Source organism: Rhizobium sp. FG113, assembly GCF_057809895.1.
Genome location: NZ_JBMDKV010000004.1, coordinates 331,167 through 346,175, shown reverse-complemented (window position 1 = coordinate 346,175; position 15,009 = coordinate 331,167). Strand labels below are relative to the sequence as shown.

14 protein-coding genes are annotated in these 15,009 nt (G+C 65.3%); all 14 read left to right on the top strand.

Annotated elements, in window-relative coordinates; genetic code table 11:
- The first annotated feature begins 6 nt into the window (after nucleotides 1-6).
- The 14 genes from ACODTZ_RS14700 (at nucleotide 7) to ACODTZ_RS14635 (ending at nucleotide 14,937) form a co-directional block, all read left to right on the top strand.
- Nucleotides 7-645 (top strand): phage distal tail protein, Rcc01695 family, encoded by a 639-nt coding sequence (locus ACODTZ_RS14700; protein WP_489026556.1) that lies wholly within the window; start codon nucleotides 7-9, stop codon nucleotides 643-645.
- Nucleotides 642-1,532, top strand: a complete 891-nt coding sequence (locus tag ACODTZ_RS14695; RefSeq protein WP_489026555.1) for a DUF2163 domain-containing protein — start codon at nucleotides 642-644, stop codon at nucleotides 1,530-1,532. The genes ACODTZ_RS14700 and ACODTZ_RS14695 overlap by 4 nt, the downstream gene beginning before the upstream one ends.
- Nucleotides 1,529-1,963: an NlpC/P60 family protein gene (locus tag ACODTZ_RS14690; RefSeq protein ID WP_489026553.1), complete on the top strand. Its 435-nt coding sequence runs from the start codon at nucleotides 1,529-1,531 to the stop codon at nucleotides 1,961-1,963. The genes ACODTZ_RS14695 and ACODTZ_RS14690 overlap by 4 nt, the downstream gene beginning before the upstream one ends.
- Nucleotides 1,964-5,719, top strand: coding sequence for a baseplate multidomain protein megatron (locus tag ACODTZ_RS14685; protein WP_489026551.1), 3,756 nt, complete (start codon nucleotides 1,964-1,966; stop codon nucleotides 5,717-5,719).
- Nucleotides 5,720-5,743: 24 nt separating this feature from the next.
- Nucleotides 5,744-5,953, top strand: a complete 210-nt coding sequence (locus ACODTZ_RS14680; RefSeq protein WP_113011113.1) for a hypothetical protein — start codon at nucleotides 5,744-5,746, stop codon at nucleotides 5,951-5,953.
- Between the two features lie 196 nt (nucleotides 5,954-6,149).
- Entirely contained in the window at nucleotides 6,150-6,398 is a 249-nt protein-coding gene (locus ACODTZ_RS14675; protein WP_047513615.1) for a hypothetical protein, read from the top strand.
- 53 nt (nucleotides 6,399-6,451) lie between these two features.
- Complete coding sequence (locus ACODTZ_RS14670) at nucleotides 6,452-7,123, top strand: response regulator transcription factor (RefSeq protein WP_018898875.1); 672 nt, start codon at nucleotides 6,452-6,454, stop codon at nucleotides 7,121-7,123.
- Nucleotides 7,113-8,516 (top strand): ATP-binding protein, encoded by a 1,404-nt coding sequence (locus ACODTZ_RS14665; RefSeq protein ID WP_047513612.1) that lies wholly within the window; start codon nucleotides 7,113-7,115, stop codon nucleotides 8,514-8,516. Before ACODTZ_RS14670 ends, ACODTZ_RS14665 begins: the two co-directional genes overlap by 11 nt.
- A gap of 110 nt (nucleotides 8,517-8,626) precedes the next feature.
- Nucleotides 8,627-9,055: an RT0821/Lpp0805 family surface protein gene (locus ACODTZ_RS14660; RefSeq protein ID WP_113237404.1), complete on the top strand. Its 429-nt coding sequence runs from the start codon at nucleotides 8,627-8,629 to the stop codon at nucleotides 9,053-9,055.
- A 112-nt stretch (nucleotides 9,056-9,167) separates the two neighbouring features.
- A complete protein-coding gene (gene ccmI, locus ACODTZ_RS14655) occupies nucleotides 9,168-10,337 on the top strand; it encodes a c-type cytochrome biogenesis protein CcmI (RefSeq protein ID WP_489026548.1) in 1,170 nt (389 codons plus the stop codon).
- Nucleotides 10,334-10,786, top strand: coding sequence for a cytochrome c maturation protein CcmE (ccmE, locus tag ACODTZ_RS14650; RefSeq protein ID WP_018898871.1), 453 nt, complete (start codon nucleotides 10,334-10,336; stop codon nucleotides 10,784-10,786). The genes ccmI and ccmE overlap by 4 nt, the downstream gene beginning before the upstream one ends.
- Nucleotides 10,783-12,771, top strand: coding sequence for a heme lyase CcmF/NrfE family subunit (locus tag ACODTZ_RS14645; RefSeq protein ID WP_489026546.1), 1,989 nt, complete (start codon nucleotides 10,783-10,785; stop codon nucleotides 12,769-12,771). The genes ccmE and ACODTZ_RS14645 overlap by 4 nt, the downstream gene beginning before the upstream one ends.
- Entirely contained in the window at nucleotides 12,768-13,223 is a 456-nt protein-coding gene (locus tag ACODTZ_RS14640) for a cytochrome c-type biogenesis protein (protein WP_489026545.1), read from the top strand. Before ACODTZ_RS14645 ends, ACODTZ_RS14640 begins: the two co-directional genes overlap by 4 nt.
- 148 nt (nucleotides 13,224-13,371) lie before the next feature.
- Nucleotides 13,372-14,937 carry a Do family serine endopeptidase gene (locus ACODTZ_RS14635; RefSeq protein ID WP_047513596.1) on the top strand — a complete coding sequence of 522 codons (1,566 nt, stop codon included), beginning with the start codon at nucleotides 13,372-13,374 and terminating at the stop codon, nucleotides 14,935-14,937.
- Nucleotides 14,938-15,009: the final 72 nt, after the last annotated feature.

The following is a 15,009-nucleotide window of genomic DNA, read 5'->3' as shown; positions in this document are numbered from 1 at the left end:
GTGATGATGTCAGGTTTCCACGAGGTGCGCTTTCCGCTCCGCCTGTCGCTGTCGACGAGCGGCGGGCCTATCAGGCGCACCCATATCGTCAATCTCTCCAATGGCCGCGAAAGCCGCAACAGCCGCTGGCGCGATGCGCGCCGCAGTTATGATGCGGGCTCCGGCCTGCGCTCGGTGGCGGATCTCTACGAGGTATTGGAATTCTTCGAGGCCCGCAGCGGTGAGCTTTATGGCTTCCGCTTCCGCGATCCGATCGATTGGACGTCGACACGGCCGGGCGCCGAGATCGGCCCCGGTGACCAGCCGATCGGGATCGGCGACGGCGTGACCGTCTCATTCCCGCTCGCCAAGACCTATGGCGATGCCGGGGCCAGCAGCACGCGGCGGATTGCCAAGCCCGTCGAGGGCTCGGTGCTCGTCGCCGTGGATGGCGTGCCGCAGCCGTCGTCCGCCTTCGCCTGCGATCCCGCGATCGGCATCGTCACCTTCGCGGTGGACGCCATTCCGCCGGAGGGCGCGTCGGTGACGGCGGGGTTCCTGTTCGACGTGCCGGTGCGTTTCGCGACCGGGCGCATCGACGTCAACCTCTCGGCCTTCAATGCCGGGCGCATTCCCACCATTCCGCTGATGGAGATCATGCCATGAGGCATATTCCGGACGGGCTCGCCGCGCATCTTGCAGGCGACGCCACGACGCTCTGCCATGCCTGGCGGGTGACGCGCCGCGATGGCGTCGTGCTTGGGTTTACCGAGCACGATCACGACCTGACATTCGCGGGCACCACCTTCCTGGCGGCGAGCGGCTTTTCCGCCAGTGCCGCGGAAGAGGAGGCGGGCTTGCCGGCCGCCACCAGCGATGTCGCCGGTGGCTTCTCCAGCGCGGCGATCACCGAGGAGGATCTGACGCGCGGCCGCTATGACGGCGCCCGCGTCGAGGTCCATCTCGTCAACTGGGCGGAACCCGAGCAGAATATGCTCCTGAAGGTGCAGGAGATCGGCGACGTCACGCGCGATGCCGGTCAGTTTCAGGCGGAGCTCCGCAGCTTCGCCAGCCGCCTCGGCGAACCACAGGGCCGCGTCTATGGCCGGCGCTGCGACGCGACGCTTGGCGATCAAAGATGCGGCGTCGATCTCTCGGCACCCGCGATGCGAGCCGAAGGCGTGGTGGTCTCGGTACCGGATGCCAGCCGGCTTGTGCTCTCGGGCGTCCGCGCCGTGGCAGACAGCTTCTTCCGTTTCGGCGTGCTCGGTTTTCTCGACGGCGACAATCAAGGCCAGCGGCTGGAGATCGAGACGCATGGGGTGAAGGACGGTCTGCTGGAGGTGACGCTCTGGCTACCGCTCGAGGCCACCCCAAGTGTGGGCGATCGCATCGCGCTGACGGCGGGCTGCGACAAGGCCTTTTCCACCTGTCGAGCGAAGTTCGCCAACCACCTGAATTTCCGCGGTTTCCCGCACATCCCCGGCACCGATTTCGCTTACACCTATGCCGATGGCGAGACCCTCCATGACGGGAGCGCGCTGTTCAAATGACCGACATTGCAATGGAAGTGCTGCGGCTGGCCGAAGGCTGGATCGGCACGCCCTACAGGCATCAGGCTTCGCTGAAGGGCGTCGGCTGCGATTGTCTCGGGCTGATCAGGGGCATCTGGCGCGAGCTTTACGGCGCCGAGCCGGAGCGCCCGCCGCCCTATGCGCCCGATTGGGCCGAGCGCGGCGGCGGGGATCGGCTGATGGATGCGGCATTCAGGCATTTCGGCCCGCCGCTGCCGCTTGTCGAGGCAAGACCGGGCGATGTGCTCCTGTTTCGCTGGCGCCCGCAGCTCGCCGCCAAGCATGTCGGTATCCTCTCCGGCGAACGACAGTTCATCCATGCCTACGAGCAGGCGGCGGTGGTCGCTTCACCGCTGGTGCCGAGCTGGCGCCGGCGCATATCGGGCGTCTTTCGTTTTCCGGAGAGATAGATGGCAACGCTCCTCTTCCAGGCCGCCGGCGCGGCAATCGGCAGCGTCTTCGGCCCTGTCGGCGCGATCATCGGTCGCGCGGCGGGCGCTCTTGCTGGCAGCGTCGTCGATCACGCGCTGATCAACGGCCGCTCCACCGTGCGCGGCGCGCATCTTTCGAGCGCCCGCATTCCCGGCGCCGACGAGGGCACGGCGATCAACCGCGTCTATGGCAGTGTGCGCGTCGGCGGTACGCTGATCTGGGCGACGCGCTTCGAGGAGGAGGTCGCGACGGAGCGGCAGGGCGGCAAGGCCACCGGCGGCACCCGCGTCGAGAGCTTTCGCTACTTCGTCAATCTCGCGGTCGGCCTGGCGGAAGGGCCGATCGGGCATGTCAGGCGCGTCTGGGCCGATGGCAAGGAACTGGATCTCACCAGGATCGAGATGCGCGTCTATCGCGGCGATGACACGCAGCTGCCCGATCCGCTGATCGAGGCCAAGCAGGGGCCGGGCAACGCGCCTGCCTATCGCGGGCTTGCCTATGTCGTCTTCGAGCGGTTGCCGCTCGATGCCTATGGAAATCGCATTCCGCTGCTGCAGTTCGAGGTGGTGAGACCGGTCGGCGAGCTGGAAAATGAGATAAAAGCCGTCTGCATCATCCCCGGCGCCACCGAGCATGGCTATCAGCTGGCGCAGGTCTCGGAGAGCATCGGCGCCGGCAGCGCCCGCATTCTCAATCGCAACAGCCTGCGCGGCACGAGCGATTGGGATATCTCGATCGACGAGCTGATGGCGCTCTGCCCCAATCTCGAGCGCGTGGCGCTTGTGGTCTCGTGGTTCGGCACCGATCTGCGCGCCGGCCAATGCCGCGTGGTGCCCGGCGTCGAGGTGGCGAGCCGCGCGGAGGAGAGCAGGCCGTGGTCGGTCTCCGGCATTGGGCGTGGCGCGGCCCATCTCGTCAGCCGCAGCAATGGCGGTCCGGCCTATGGCGGCACGCCCGATGACGCCAGCGTGCTGTCGGCGATCGCCGATCTCAAGGCGCGGGGTCTCAAGGTCTATCTCTATCCCTTCGTGATGATGGACATTCCCGCCGACAACGCGCTTGCCGATCCCTATGGCGGCGCGCGTCAGGCGTCCTATCCCTGGCGCGGCCGCATTACCTGCGATCCGGCGCCGGGCCGGCCTGCCAGCGCCGACCGTACGGTGGCCGCGCGCGGGCAGGTTCAGGCCTTTGCGGGCAATGCGCAGGCGGGTGACTTCACGATCGCGGGCGGCCATGTGGCCTATCTCGGTGGCGAGGAGAGTTATCGGCGTTTCGTGCTGCACTATGCGCAACTGGCGCGTCTTGCGGGCGGGGTCGACGGCTTTCTGATTGGTTCCGAACTGCGCGGCCTGACGCAGCTGCGCGATGGCGGCGATGCCTTCCCATTCGTTGAGGCGCTGGTGCGGCTGGCGGGCGACGTCTATTTCCATCTCGACCCGCTCTGGGCCTCGCCCGATATCGATGCCGTCGGCATCGACAACTACATGCCGCTCGCCGACTGGCGCAACGAGGATCTCGCCGGCGCCAACCCCGATGGCTTCCGCCTTGCCGATGATCGAAATGCGCTGACGACGGGGATAAGCTCCGGCGAGGGCTTCGACTGGTATTACGCGGATGGCGATGCCCGCAAAGCCCGGCAGCGCAGTCCGATCACCGATGGCCTCGCCGGCAAGCCCTGGGTCTTCCGCTACAAGGATATCGCCGCTTGGTGGGCCAATCCGCATTATGAGCGCATCGGCGGCGCCGAGCGCGCGGAGCCGACGGCCTGGATCCCGTCGGGCAAGCCGGTCTGGTTCACCGAGCTTGGCTGCGGCGCCGTCGACAAGGGCGCCAACCAGCCCAATGTCTTCGCCGACCCGAAGTCGGTGGAAAGCGGAGCGCCGTATTTCTCCACCGGCATGCGCTCGGACAGCATGCAACGGCGTTTCCTCGAGGCGCACCATCTCCGGTGGGCCGGCGATGGTGTGCCTGGTGGCATGGTCGATCCCTCGCATCTCTTCGTCTGGTGCTGGGATGCGCGGCCGTTCCCGGCCTTTCCGCTGGCAACGGATGTCTGGTCCGATGGCGGCAACTGGCGCACCGGCCACTGGCTGAACGGTCGGCTCGGCGCCGGCACCCTGGCCGATATCGTGGCGGCGGTGCTGCGCGACCATGGCTTTTCGGATTTCGACGTCTCCGAGGTGAGCGGCGACCTGATCGGTTACGTCAAGGGCGAGCTCGGTTCGGCTCGGGACCTGATCGAGCCGCTGTTGCAGGCATTCCAGATCGATGCCTTCGAGGATGCCGGCCTCCTGCGCTTCCGCTCGCGCACGCGCGCCAGCTTGCCGGCGATGCGGATCGAGACGCTTGTCGACAGCGAGAATGAACCGCTTTGGCAAGAGACGCGCGGCCACGACAGCGATTTCGCCGCCGAGGCGGTGATGACCTTCTACAATCCCGACCTCGACTACGAGCAGGCCAGCGCCCGCTCGCACCGCGCCGGGCAGGCGACGAGCCGGCTGATCAAGCAGGATCTGCCCGCCGTTCTTGCCGAGGAAACGGCGCTCGATGCGGCCGAGGCGCTGCTGCGCGACGTCAGAATTGCCCGCCGCTCGCTGCGCTTCTCGCTGGCGCCCGGCCGGCTGGACGTTCAGCCGGGCGATGTCGTCTCGCTCGCCGATGGTCCCGATGGCCGCTTCCTGGTCTCGCGCATCGAGGATGGTGATGCCCGCCGCATCGAGGCGCGAGCGTTTGCGCCATCCTCGGGCGGCGCTCCGCCTGCGGTGACCGACGGCCGAAATGGCGGCGGCACCGCCTCGAACCTGTTCAAGCCGCTGGTCCATCTCATGGATCTCCCGCGCTTCGACGGCGAGGCGGCGACGAGCTTCGCGCGCGGCGCGGTCTTCGCCAAGCCGTGGCGCACCGTCGGCCTGTCGTCATCGGCGACGACGGAGGGATATCGGGGCAGGGCGGTGCTCGACCGTCCGGCAACGATGGGGACGCTTGCGTCCGCATTGGCACCCGGCGTCACCGGCCGCTTCGACTGGTCCCAGGCGCTGATCGTCGATCTGGCTTATGGCGAGCTGTCTTCGGCAGCCGAGATGTCGGTGCTGAACGGGGCCAATCGGCTGGCTGTGCGCTCACTGGGTGGCGTCTGGGAAATCCTGTCCTTCCTGCAGGCCGACGAGATCGCGGCCGGGCGATGGCGGCTCGGCGGCTTGCTACGCGCGCTTGCGGGCACCGAGGATGCGATGGTCTCGGGCAGTCCCGAGGGGGCGGCGGTCGTGCTGCTTGACGACGCGGTCAAGCCGCTCGGACTGCGTAGCGACGAGGCCGGCCTGTCACTCAACTGGATCGCCGAGGCGGCCGGTTCGCTTGCGATGGCGGGGCCGTTCGTGTTTGCGGGCGGCTTGCGCGCAGAGACGCCGCTCGCCCCGGTTCACCTGCGCTGCCGGCGTAAGGATGCCGGCGATGCGCTGATCTCCTGGACAAGGCGCGGACGCGACAATGCCGATAGCTGGACCGGTGCCGACATCCCGCTCGACGAGCCTTTCGAACGTTACCGGGTCGAGGTGCTTGATGACGCTGACATCGTGGTCCGGGCGGCGGAGGTCGGGACGCCGGATTGGACCTATCCGCTTGCCGACGAAATGCTCGATTTCGGCGAGCGGCAGACGAGCCTTGCGGTGACGGTCCGCCAGCTCGGCGAGCGTGTGCCGCTGGGATTACCCGCGCGGGCGATCTTTCAGCCGTGACATTTCAACCGAAGGAGAAGGACGATGCCTGATTTGAAGAATTGGTACAGCTCGAAGACCATCTGGGGCGCGGTCGTTGCGATCCTCGCTTCGGCTTTGCACTTTACGGGTGTGGATATCGCACCCGGCGACCGCGGCCAGATCGTCGATGCGATCGTCAACATCGCGGGCGCGCTGGGTGGTCTGCTCGCGGTCTATGGCCGGGTGACGGCGAAGTCGGCGATCAAGCCTTGAGTCTAGGGGCGGTGGCGGCACGGTAGCAGGGTTGCCGCCGCCAACCGTGCCTTTCCGGCCACAGCAGCGGCGTCGGGTGCCTTGGGGCATGCTCTGAGGCACCCCCAGGGACCCGACATTACCTTGCATTCATTTGCCATTCAGGTCTCCTGAGTACATAGTCAGGTCAAGTTGGTATCCATTGAAAGCATAGCACATGGCCTCTCCTCTGAGCGTCGCAGCGTTGGCCGTTTGGCTGACGGTACCGTCGCCCTCACCGGATAATACGCACAACCTTTTGGTGCGTGTAGCAGGCGATTGCAGTGAAGCCGCCCAGCAGGTTGTCGAGAAGACCGGGGGGCAGCTGCTCTCCGTTCAGCCCTCCGGCGACAGCTGCATCATCACCGTGCTCGTCCAGGGCAACGGCCAGCGACCGCGTAAAGTAACCGTCAAGGTTCCGATGTAGGCAGAATCGCCCTATTTAGACATCGAAGACATAAAGCGGAGTAGAGCGGACCGATGCGCATCCTGGTAGTCGAAGACGACGTCAATCTGAATCGTCAGCTGAGCGAAACCCTGAAAGAGGCCGGCTACGTCGTCGATCAGGCGTTCGACGGCGAGGAGGGGCACTTCCTCGGTGATACCGAACCCTATGACGCGATCATCCTCGATATCGGCCTGCCCGAACTCGACGGCGTCAGCGTTCTGGAAAAGTGGCGCGGCGCCGGCCGCGGCATGCCGGTGCTGATCCTGACCGCCCGCGACCGCTGGAGCGACAAGGTCGCCGGCATCGATGCAGGCGCCGACGATTATGTAACCAAGCCCTTCCACGTCGAAGAGGTGCTCGCCCGCATCCGCGCGCTCATCCGTCGGGCCGCCGGCCACTCGTCGTCGGAGATCGTCTGCGGCCCTGTTCGCCTGGACACCAAGACCTCGAAGGCGGTGGTCAACGGCGTCGCGCTGAAGCTGACCTCGCACGAATACCGTCTCTTGGCCTATCTCATGCATCACATGGGCGAGGTCGTGTCGCGCACTGAGCTGGTCGAACACATGTACGACCAGGATTTCGACCGCGACAGCAACACGATCGAAGTCTTCGTCGGTCGCCTGCGCAAGAAGATGGGCGTCGATCTGATCGAAACGGTGCGCGGTCTCGGCTACCGCATCCAAGCGCCGACCAATGCGAATTAAGTCTCTTACCGCACGCGTCCTGCTTCTGACCACGATCTGGTCGACCGTGGCGCTTGTCGTAATCGGCCTGTTGATCTCGACGCTCTATCGCAAGAGCGCCGAGCGCGGCTTTCAGGATCTTTTGCGCGCGCAGCTCTATAACGTCATCAACTCGGTGGCGATCGGCGATCAGGGTGCGCTGTCGGGCAGCCCGCAGCTCGGCGACCTGCGCTTCGCCCAGCCGAAGACCGGCTGGTACTGGATGGTCGAGCCGCTTGGGACCTACACGGCCCCGCCGCTGGTCTCGCCCTCGCTCGGCGCCACAACCATCCCCGTTCCCTCTGTGCTGGAGGCGCCGTTCGACAAGAACTACGAGCGCTATTATCAGGTCACCGACACCTCGCAGAACCGTATCCAGGTCGCCGAGACCGAAGTGGTGCTCGATACCGATGGCCGCGCCGCGCGCTTTCGCGTCACCGGCAATGTCGATGTCGTCGAGGATGATGTCCGCAACTTCTCCCACAGCCTCTATCTGGCGCTCGCCGGCTTCGGCGTCGGCAGCCTGATCGTCAACGCGCTCGCCATTCTCTATGGCCTGAAGCCGCTCGACAAGGCGCGCGCCGCACTCGAGCGCATCCGCGCCGGCGAGAGCGAGCAGCTGAAGGGCGAGTTCCCGCGCGAAATCCTGCCGCTTGCAAATGAAGTCAACGCGTTGATCGACAGCAACCGCCGCATCGTCGAGCGCGCCCGCATGCAGGTCGGCAATCTCGCCCATTCGCTTAAGACGCCGATCGCGGTCTTGCTCAACGAAGCCCGCGTGCTGGAGCGCTCGCATGGCGAACTGGTCAAGAGCCAGGCGGAATCGATGCAGGGCCAGGTGCAGTCCTATCTCAACCGCGCCCGCATTGCCGCCCAGCGCGAATCCGTGCTCGCCCGCACCGACGCCGAGCCGGCGCTGGAGCGGCTGGTGCGCGTCATGCGCCGTCTGAACGTCGACAAGGAATTCGACCTCCTCGTCAATCCGCCGCATCTGGCCGTGGCGCTGGAGCAGCAGGATCTGGAGGAAGTGGTCGGCAACCTGCTTGAAAACGCCTCGCGCTTTGCCGTCCACAAGGTCAGGCTTTCGGTCACCGAAGCCCCCGATGACGTCAAGGGCGGGGAGGGCAGCGCCCGCCGCCATTGGGTCGAGGTGATCGTCGAGGATGATGGCCCGGGCCTGGAGCCCGACCAGATCCGCGAGGCTTTGAAGCGCGGCCGCCGTCTCGACGAGAGCAAGCCCGGCACCGGCCTTGGTCTTTCGATCGTCACCGAGATCGCCAACGAGTATCAGGGTCGGCTGGAACTGTCGCGCGGCGAGTGGGGCGGGCTGAAGGCGCGCCTTATTCTTCCCGGTGTCACAAAGGATGTTGCGTGATCGGCGGCTTGATGCCAGAAAGACATTTGCATAGCATGCTTTACCTCGGCCTAAGGCGGGGTGCGGCTTGCACCTGTGGCGCGTTTGACACCTGGTTCGGGTTCGACTGAATGATACTTCGCTCAAAAGGCATAATTGGTCTTTCTCTTGTGGCATGCGTGGCTCTGTCCGGCTGCCAGACGACGAAGAGCGGCGCCTCATCCGGCCTTTTCGGCGGCCGGAAGCCGTCGGCCTCCGCCACCATCATCGAAGCCCTGCAGGGCGGCATTGTCGGCCGCACCGGCGTGACCTTGAGCGACAGCGACCGGCAGCGGGCGCTCGAAGCCGAGTACCGCGCGCTGGAAGGCGCAGCCGTCGGCCAGCCGGTCGTCTGGAGCGGCCGCAATGTTAGCGGCAAGGTCGTGGCCGCGGCTCCCTATCAGGTCGGCTCGCAGAATTGCCGCCAGTACACCCACACGCTCACCGTCGACGGCAAGGACACGCTGGCGCGCGGATCGGCCTGCCGCAATGGCGACGGTAGCTGGTCGCCGCTCGGCTGATCCGGAGCGTTGATGTCAGGCCCATCTGGCAAGGTGCGGCAAATTACTTCAAATCATCGTCATCGCAGCTTTGCATATTGGAATGATCGCGCGCTTCGAGTAATTGGCGGTCATGACTTTCTGGATTCTCCTGGCCGTGATGACGGCATCCGTTGCCGCTCTTCTGCTTTATCCGCTTTTGCGGGGCTCGAAGGCGACCGGCGATAGCCGTGCCGGCGAAACCGCCGTCTACCGCGACCAGCTTGCCGAACTCGACCGCGACCGCGCCGGCGGCCTGATTTCCGCCGAGGAAGCCGAGTACGCCCGCGCCGAAATCGGCCGACGACTGCTTGCCGTATCGAGCGCCGAGACGTCGGCTGCCCCCAAGGCGGGACGCGGATACCGTCGCGCCGCCGAAGTCTTCGTGCTGATGCTCCTGCCGCTCACGGGGCTCTGTCTTTACATCATAATGGGCAGACCCGATCTGCCCTCGCAGCCTCTCGAGGCGCGCCTGGAGAATCCTGGCAACGACATGGCGATCCTTGTCGCGAAGGCTGAGCGGCATCTCGCCGAGAATCCGGACGACGGCAAGGGCTGGGACATCCTGGCGCCGATCTACTTCAACACCATGCGCATCGCCGACGCCGAAACCGCCTACCGCAACGCCATCCGCCTGCTCGGCGAAACGGCGGCCCGGCTCGACGGGCTGGCCGAAACGCTGATCGCTGCCTCTAGCGGCGTGATCACCGACGATGCGCGCGATGTGCTGACCCGATCGCTGAAGCTGGAGCCGGAAAACCCGCGCGCCCGCTTCTACATCGCGCTCGGCCTCGAACAAGCGGGCAAGGCCGACGAGGCCCGCGCCGGCTTCGAGGCGATCGCCAAGCAGTCACCGCCCGATGCGCCATGGATGCCGCTGGTGAACGAGCATATCGCAAAGAACGGCGGCTCGCCGACTGCGGGCAATGCTCCGGCCACGGCAGCCGCACCGCTTGGTGGACCGACGCAGGCTGACGTGGCGGCGGCCGATCAGATGAACAGCGGCGATCGCCAGCAGATGATCCGCGGCATGGTCGACAGTCTCGACGCGAAGCTCACCGAGAACCCCGACAATCTCGACGGATGGCTGCGGCTGGTCCGCTCCTATATGGTATTGAACGACAAGGACCGCGCGGCGGCGGCGCTGAAGCGCGGGCTGACGGCTTTCCCCGCTGATGGCGAGAAGGGCAAGCAGCTTGTGGCACTCGCCCATGAACTCGGTCTTCCCGCGGACGCAGCGGCGACACAAGGAACGATGCAATGACGCGCAAGCAGAAACGCCTTGCGGTAATCGGCGGCGGAATGAGCTTCATTGTCGCAGCCGTTCTGCTGGTGATGTTCGCCTTCAGCAATTCGGTCGCCTATTTCTACATGCCGGCCGATCTCGCCAGCAATCCGGTCCCTCCGGGAACCCGTATCCGCCTCGGCGGTCTGGTCGGCGAGGGCAGTGTGGTCAGGGGCGCTGGCTCGACGGTGCGCTTCGCGGTGACCGATGCCTCGGGTGATCTGGTTCACGTCCGCTTCACCGGCATCCTTCCCGATCTCTTCCGCGAGGGGCAGGGCGTGGTGACCGAGGGCACCTTCGAGAGCGGCAGCGATGTCTTCACCGCCGATACCGTGCTTGCCAAGCATGACGAGAAATACATGCCCAAGGATGTCGCCGACAGGCTGAAGCAGCAGGGGCTCTGGAAAGACGAACAGGCGGCGAAATGATCATCGAAATCGGCCACTACGCTCTCATTCTGGCGCTCGCAACCGCGATCATCGTGTCTCTGGTGCCGCTGATCGGCGCCCGGCGCGTGGATCAGGCGATGATGGATGTCGGTCCGATCGGCTCTGTCGTTCTTTTCGCGCTGGTCGCCTTCTCCTTCGGCGTCTTGACCTATGCGCATGTCGTCTCCGATTTCTCGGTCAAGAACGTCTGGGAAAACTCGCACTCGCTGATGCCGCTGATCTACAAATATTCGGGCGTCTGGGGCAATCACGAGGGATCGATGATGCTCTGGCTCTTGATCCTGGCTCTCTTCAGCGCGCTGGTCGCCGTCTTCGGCCGCAATCTTCCCGAGACGCTGAAGGCCAATGTACTCTCGGTGCAGGCCTGGATCTCTGTCGCCTTCATCCTCTTCATCCTGCTCACCTCCAACCCCTTCGCGCGCCTTGATCCGGCGCCGGCCGAGGGCAAGGATCTGAACCCGATCCTGCAGGATATCGGCCTCGCCATCCATCCGCCGCTGCTCTATCTCGGCTATGTCGGCTTCTCCGTCTGCTTCTCCTTTGCCGTTGCCGCACTGATCGAAGGCCGCATCGATGCCGCCTGGGCGCGCTGGGTGCGCCCCTGGACGCTCGCCGCCTGGACCTTCCTGACCCTCGGCATCGCCATGGGCTCCTACTGGGCCTATTACGAGCTCGGCTGGGGTGGCTGGTGGTTCTGGGATCCGGTCGAAAACGCCTCCTTCATGCCCTGGCTCGCCGGCACGGCGCTGCTGCACTCGGCGCTCGTCATGGAAAAGCGCGAGGCGCTGAAGATCTGGACGGTGCTGCTCGCCATCCTCACCTTCTCGCTGTCGCTGATGGGCACCTTCCTGGTGCGCTCGGGCGTGCTGACCTCGGTTCACGCCTTCGCCAGCGATCCCTCGCGCGGCGTCTTCATCCTCTGTATCCTGCTGCTCTTCATCGGCGGTGCGCTGTCGCTCTTTGCCTTCCGCGCGCCGAGGCTGACGGCCGGCGGCCTGTTCGCGCCGATCTCGCGCGAAGGCGCGCTCGTCGTCAACAATCTGATCCTCACGGTTGCCTGCGGCACCGTGCTGACGGGGACGCTTTACCCGCTGGTTCTGGAAACGCTGACCAATGACAAGATCTCAGTCGGCCCTCCCTTCTTCAACATGACCTTCGGCCTGTTGATGGCGCCGCTGCTCGTCATCGTGCCATTCGGCCCGCTGCTCGCCTGGAAGCGTGGCGACCTGCTGGGCGCGTTGCAGCGGCTCTATGCGGTTGCCGCACTCGCCTTCGTCGCCGCCGTCCTGTTCTTCTATCTCCAGCATGGCGGCCCGGTCATGTCGGTTCTCGGTCTCGCGGCCGGCCTCTTCCTGGTCCTCGGCGCCATCGCCGATCTCTGGTATCGCGCCGGCGTCGGCAAGCAGCCTCTTGGCATCGCCTGGCGCCGCCTCAAGGGCCTGCCGCGTTCGGCCTTCGGCACGGCGCTCGCCCATGCGGGCCTCGGTATTTCCGTGCTTGGCATCGTCGCCGTTTCCACCTTCCAGACCGAACACGTCCTGCAGATGAAGCAGGGCGAGGTGACCGATGCCGGCGGCTACACGCTGCGCTTCGACGGCATGAAGAAGGCGACCGGTCCGAACTACACCGAGGATCGCGGTCATTTCACCATCGCCAGGGGCGGGGTCGAGGTGGCTGACGTCTGGTCGGCCAAGCGCATCTACACCGCCGGCCAGATGCCGACGACGGAAGCCGGTATCCTGACTTTCGGCGCGAGCCAGCTTTACGTCTCGCTCGGCGATCCCACAGATGACGGCGGTATCGTCGTGCGCATCTGGTGGAAGCCCTATATTCTCTGCATCTGGGGCGGTGCGCTCGTCATGGCGCTCGGTGGCTTCGTCTCGCTCAGCGACCGGCGCCTGCGCGTCGGCGCGCCGCGCCGCAAGGCAAAGGCGCTGCAGCCTGTCATGGAGCCGGCCGAATGATGCGTCGCTTCCTTCTGGCTCTCTTCCTGATCGCGTCCGCAGCACCAGCCTTCGCCGTCAACCCGGACGAGATGCTGAAAGATCCCGCGCTTGAAAGCCGTGCGCGCGCGATCTCGGCGGAATTGCGCTGCATGGTCTGCCAGAACCAGTCGATCGACGATTCCAATGCCGAACTGGCCAAGGATCTGCGTCTGCTAGTGCGAAAGCGCATTACCGATGGCGACAGTGACCAGCAGGTGATGAGCTACATCGTCTCCCGCTACGGCGAATTCGTGCTGCTGAAGCCACGCTTCGAGACAAAGACGCTGCTCTTGTGGGGCGCTCCGATCCTGCTCGCGGTGCTGGGCGGCCTGTCGCTCGTCGTCTTCGCCCGCCGCTATGCCGGCCAGCCGACCGGATCGGCGCTGACGAGCGACGAGCAGGCACGCTTGAACGAGCTGCTGAAGAAGTAAATACGCGCTCCAGGCGGAAGAATTCGGACATTACGAATTTTTCATGCCTCGGACAGTTCGCAGTAAGGTGTGCCGTCCTATATCTTCATCCATCGACCGATCCGGTAACCGCCGGTCCCGTGGATTTAAATATAAGAAGGTGCGTCTTATGCTGAAGACTATCAAAGCTCCGTCACTGTCGACCGTGCTCAAGGCCTCGACCGTTGCCGGTCTTGCCACCGCCGTCCTGGCGACTGGCGTCCCCCTCGAAATCACGCGTTCCTACGCCGAAGCGGTCAAGGTCGAGGCACCATCCGTGCCGAGCTTCGCCAATGTCGTCGACGCCGTTTCGCCTGCCGTCGTTTCCGTTCGCGTCGAAAGCCGCGTCAAGCCTGTCTCCGATGAGGACGGCAACAATGGCTTCTCCTTCGATTTCAACGGCCGTGGCTTCGATGATCTCCCCGATGCCCTGAAGCCCTTCTTCCGCCAGTTCGGCGAACAGCAGGGTCGTCGTGGCCCTCCCGGCGCGCATCCTCCCGGCCCCGGCCAGCATGAGGGTCGTCTGCGTCCGGTCGCCCAGGGCTCCGGCTTCTTCATCTCCGAAGACGGATACATCGTCACCAACAATCACGTCGTCTCCGATGGCGCGGCCTTCGTCGCTGTCATGAAGGACGGTACCGAGCTCGACGCCAAGCTGATCGGCAAGGACCCGCGCACCGACCTCGCCGTGCTCAAGGTCGACGGCAAGGGCAAGAAGTTCACCTACGTCAACTGGGCCGACGACAACAACGTCCGCGTCGGCGACTGGGTGGTTGCCGTTGGTAACCCGTTCGGCCTCGGCGGCACGGTGACGGCAGGTATCGTTTCGGCCCGTGGTCGCGATATCGGCTCCGGCCCGTATGACGATTATCTCCAGGTCGACGCTGCGGTGAACCGTGGCAACTCCGGTGGCCCGACCTTCAACCTCAGCGGCCAGGTGGTCGGCATCAACACCGCCATCTTCTCGCCCTCGGGCGGCAGCGTCGGCATCGCCTTCGCGATCCCCGCTTCGACCGCCAAGGACGTGGTTGCCGACCTGATGAAGGACGGCCAGGTTTCGCGCGGCTATCTCGGCGTGCAGATCCAGCCGGTCACCAAGGACATCGCCGACTCTCTCGGACTGTCTGAAGCCAGCGGCGCGCTCGTCGTCAACGCTCAGGCCGGAACGCCGGGTGAAAAGGCTGGCATGAAGGCGGGCGACGTCGTCACTGCCGTCAACGGCGAGACCGTCAAGGACGCCCGTGATCTGAGCCGCCGCATCGGCGCGATGACGCCTGGCAAGAAGGTCGAGCTCTCCATCTGGCGCTCCGGCAAGTCTCAGCCCCTGACGGTCGAGCTCGGCACCCTGCCGGCAGAACAGCAGCAGGCTTCGACCGACGATGGCGATCAGGCACCGGAAGCACAGACCCCGGCATCCGAAAAGGCGCTCGCCGATCTCGGCCTGACGGTTGGTCCTGCCGATGACGGCAAGGGCCTGCAGATCACCGGCATCGACCCGAACTCGGATGCTGCCGACAAGGGCATCAAGGAAGGCGAGAAGATCACCTCGGTCAACAACCAGGAAGTCTCCTCGGCCGATGATGTGGTCAAGGTGCTGAACCAGGCGAAGAAGGATGGCCGCACCCGCGCGCTGTTCCAGATCCAGTCCAAGGAAGGCAGCCGCTTCGTGGCCCTTCCGGTCGAAAACCAGGGCTAAACGCCCCGGTTCTCCGGATCGAATTAGAAGGGTCGCGCGCTCGCGCGGCTCTTCCTGTCAACCCATCGCAGG